The 3,158-nt window shown below is 61.4% G+C and carries 2 protein-coding genes; one reads left to right on the top strand and one right to left on the bottom strand.

Features of this window, described 5'->3' with window-relative positions; translation table 11 throughout:
- Positions 1 to 187 (top strand): TonB-dependent receptor (locus tag FEM54_RS28835; protein ID WP_138453884.1); only part of this gene is annotated, 187 nt, incomplete at its 5' end.
- Positions 188 to 322: 135 nt separating this feature from the next.
- Here FEM54_RS28835 and FEM54_RS28830 read toward each other — a convergent pair.
- Positions 323 to 3,158, bottom strand: a 2,836-nt coding sequence (locus tag FEM54_RS28830; protein ID WP_138453883.1) for a non-ribosomal peptide synthetase, incomplete at its 5' end; no start/stop codon positions are given.

Genomic DNA, 3,158 nt, shown 5'->3' with positions numbered 1-3,158 from the left:
CTTCTCCCAGGACCCACTGTGGATCGTCGACGCGATGGCCCGTTACCAGGTGACCGAGAACGTATCGGCGACCCTCAACGTCAACAACATCTTCGACAAGAAGTACTACACCAACATCGGCTTCTACAACTCGGCTTACTACGGCGACCCGCGTAACGTCATGCTCAGCACCCGCTGGAACTTCTGATCCAGCCCATGCCCCTGGTCATCGCTGATGACCAGGGGCTTTTTGTTGCCCGCTGAATCGTGGCGTTTGGCGAATAACACCGATAAAAAAACGCCCCTGGCCATCGGTCCAGGGGCGTTTCTTTTACACGGGGGGTTACTTCATCGCATCAGCAAAGCTCTGCACGAACGCGGCGTTATCGATGATTCGATCATGGGTAGAGTCGATCAGTACTGACTGCTCAATACACGGCCGGCCCATAACCTGCGCCATGCTTGCCTCAATTAACTGACGATGCTGCCCTGCCCGGCTCGCAGCGGCCCACCAGCAATTGATCGGTGCCTGGATCGGCTTGAAGTCGGCGTCCTTGAGACTCTGGCCAAGAGCACGGTCGAGTTCCCAGGAGATCTGCGCTTCGTCGCCCTCAAGCAAGCTGGCCTTGACCTCCACATAGGTCTCACCAAGTGCGCCTTCGGCCCACGTGCTGAACGCCTGCCATTGCTGCACCTCGTCTTCAGAGAGCGCCTGGCTTTGCAACCACGCCGCCTGAATCAACGCGCTCGACTGCGCAAACATCACCTGCAATAACTCGACACGCCGCTGATTGACCGGCACCTCACTGTCATCGGCGATCACCGCTGTGTCCCAATAGGCCTTGAGCCAGTACGGCGGCGATGCATCGATCCAACCGACAACCTCGACCACACGCCCCGCCTGTTCCAACGCATACGCGACCTCCATGGCCAGGTTGCCACCCAGGGACCAACCGGCCAGGCGATAAGGGCCTTCGGGTACGGCATCGAGCAGTTGCGCGGTGTAGTCATCGACCATTGATTGCCAGTTGGGCACGTCACTGCCCTCCTCGACCAACGCCCGACTGATCACCCCCAGCACCGGCCGTTGTTCACGCAGTGCCAGGCCGATGGCCTTGTAGCAATGCACCGAACCAAAGCTTGGGTGGAAAAGGAACAGTGGCGTGCCTTGGGTCTGGCTGTTGAGTTTGACGATCAGCGAGTGGCGGGTTTCGCCACCCAGGCAGGCCACCTGCCCCGCAATGGTCGGGTTAAGCATCAGTTGGCTGACCGACAGCGCTGTGCCGGTCGCCTTGCGGATGCGCTCCTTGAGCCTCAACACCAACAGCGAATGGCCACCCAGCTCAAAGAAATTGTCATTTAACCCGACGCGTTCAACCTCCAGGACCTCGGCCCAAATCGTCGCGAGGCGCTGCTCCAGCTGCGTCTGCGGCGCCTGATAGACGCGTTCTTGCGCGTGCGCATCAGGCTTGGGCAACGCCTTGCGGTCCAGCTTGCCATTCGGGCTCAGGGGCATTTGCGCCAGCAGCACCCATTGCGCCGGCACCATATAGTCCGGCAAGTGCGCCAACAGGTGTGCGCCCAGGGATTCACGCCAGGTTTCGCTCGGCGCCAGCAATACCAGATAGCCCACCAGGTGCTTGCCATCAACCACCTGGACCGAGGCTTCCTGCACCTGTGGATGTTCAAGAACACGCGCTTCAATCTCACCCAATTCAATGCGCAGGCCCCGCAATTTGACCTGATGATCCAGGCGCCCAAGGTATTCGATAACCCCGACGACACGCTGACGCACGCGGTCGCCGGTACGATACAGGCGCGCTCCGGGCGCGAACGGCGAAGCAACAAACCGTTCGGCGGTGAGCCCAGGGCGTCGATGATAACCGCGTGCCAAGCCGATACCGCCCAGGTACAACTCACCGGCCACACCCACAGCGGTCGCTTGCAGTTGTGCGTCCAGCACATAGGTGCACAGGTTGGCGATCGGCTGGCCAATGGGCACCGTGTCACGCCCTTCGTCGATGCAGGTCCAGTGGGTCACGTCGATGGCGGCTTCGGTCGGGCCATACAGGTTGTACAACGCGGCTTGCGGCAACTTGCGCAATACCTGCTGTTGCGCATCCACCGGCAGCGCTTCGCCGCTGCACACAATGCGTTGCAAGGAGTGGCAGGAAGCAACGGCCGGGTCTTGCAGGAAAGCCTGCAGCATCGACGGCACAAAGTGCAGCGTAGTGACCTGTTCGGCGTTGATCAACGCTACCAGCCTGGCCGGGTCGCGGTGATCACCCGGCGCAGCCACTACCAGGCGTGCGCCTGTCATCAGCGGCCAGAAGAACTCCCACACCGACACGTCGAAGCTGAACGGGGTCTTTTGCAGCACCGTGTCACGGGCGTTCAACCCGTAGGCTTCCTGCATCCAGCTCAGGCGGTTGGTCAGCGCACAATGGCGGTTGCCCGCACCTTTGGGCTGGCCGGTGGAGCCGGAGGTGTAGATCACATAGGCGAGGTTTTCGCCCTCCAGCACAATACCTGGGTTCGCTTCGCTGTAGCCGTCAAAACCGGATTCACCCAGCACCAGGGTTTCCAGACCTTCCGGGATCGGCAACTGTTCGAGCAGATGCGCCTGGGTCAGCAGCAACTTCACGCCGCTGTCTTCCAGCATGTAGGCGAGTCGCTCGCGGGGGTATTCGGGGTCGAGCGGCACATACGCGCCACCAGCCTTGAGTACCGCCAACAGGCCAACGACCATGTCTATCGAACGCTCCACGGCCAGCCCCACCAACACGTCGGGGCCGACACCGGCGTCCATCAGGCGATGGGCCAGGCGGTTGGCCCGCCGATTAAGTTGGGTGTACGTCAAGCGCTGCCCGGCAAATACCAGCGCCTCGGCATCCGGCGTGAGTTCGACCTGGGCTTCGATCAACTGATGCACAGGCTGCTGCGTGTAGTCGCGAGCAGTGGCGTTCCAGTCTTGTAGCGCGCTACGTTCCTCGGCGTCGCCCAACAGTGGCAACTGGCTGACGCGCTGCTGCGGGTCGTCGAGCATGCCTTGCAACAGATTTTGCCAGTGCCCCAGCATGCGCGTGAGCATGGCCGGTTCGAACAGGTCGGTCGCATAGGTCAGGGTGGCCCAGATACCCTGCGCGGTGGCCTGGGTGTCCAGGTTCAGGTCGAACTGC

The organism is Pseudomonas edaphica, from assembly GCF_005863185.1.
In the GTDB taxonomy this organism is placed as follows: Bacteria; Pseudomonadota; Gammaproteobacteria; order Pseudomonadales; family Pseudomonadaceae; genus Aquipseudomonas; species Aquipseudomonas edaphica.
The sequence above is the reverse complement of the archived record's forward strand: the minus strand, read 5'-3'. Positions and strand labels throughout refer to the sequence as shown.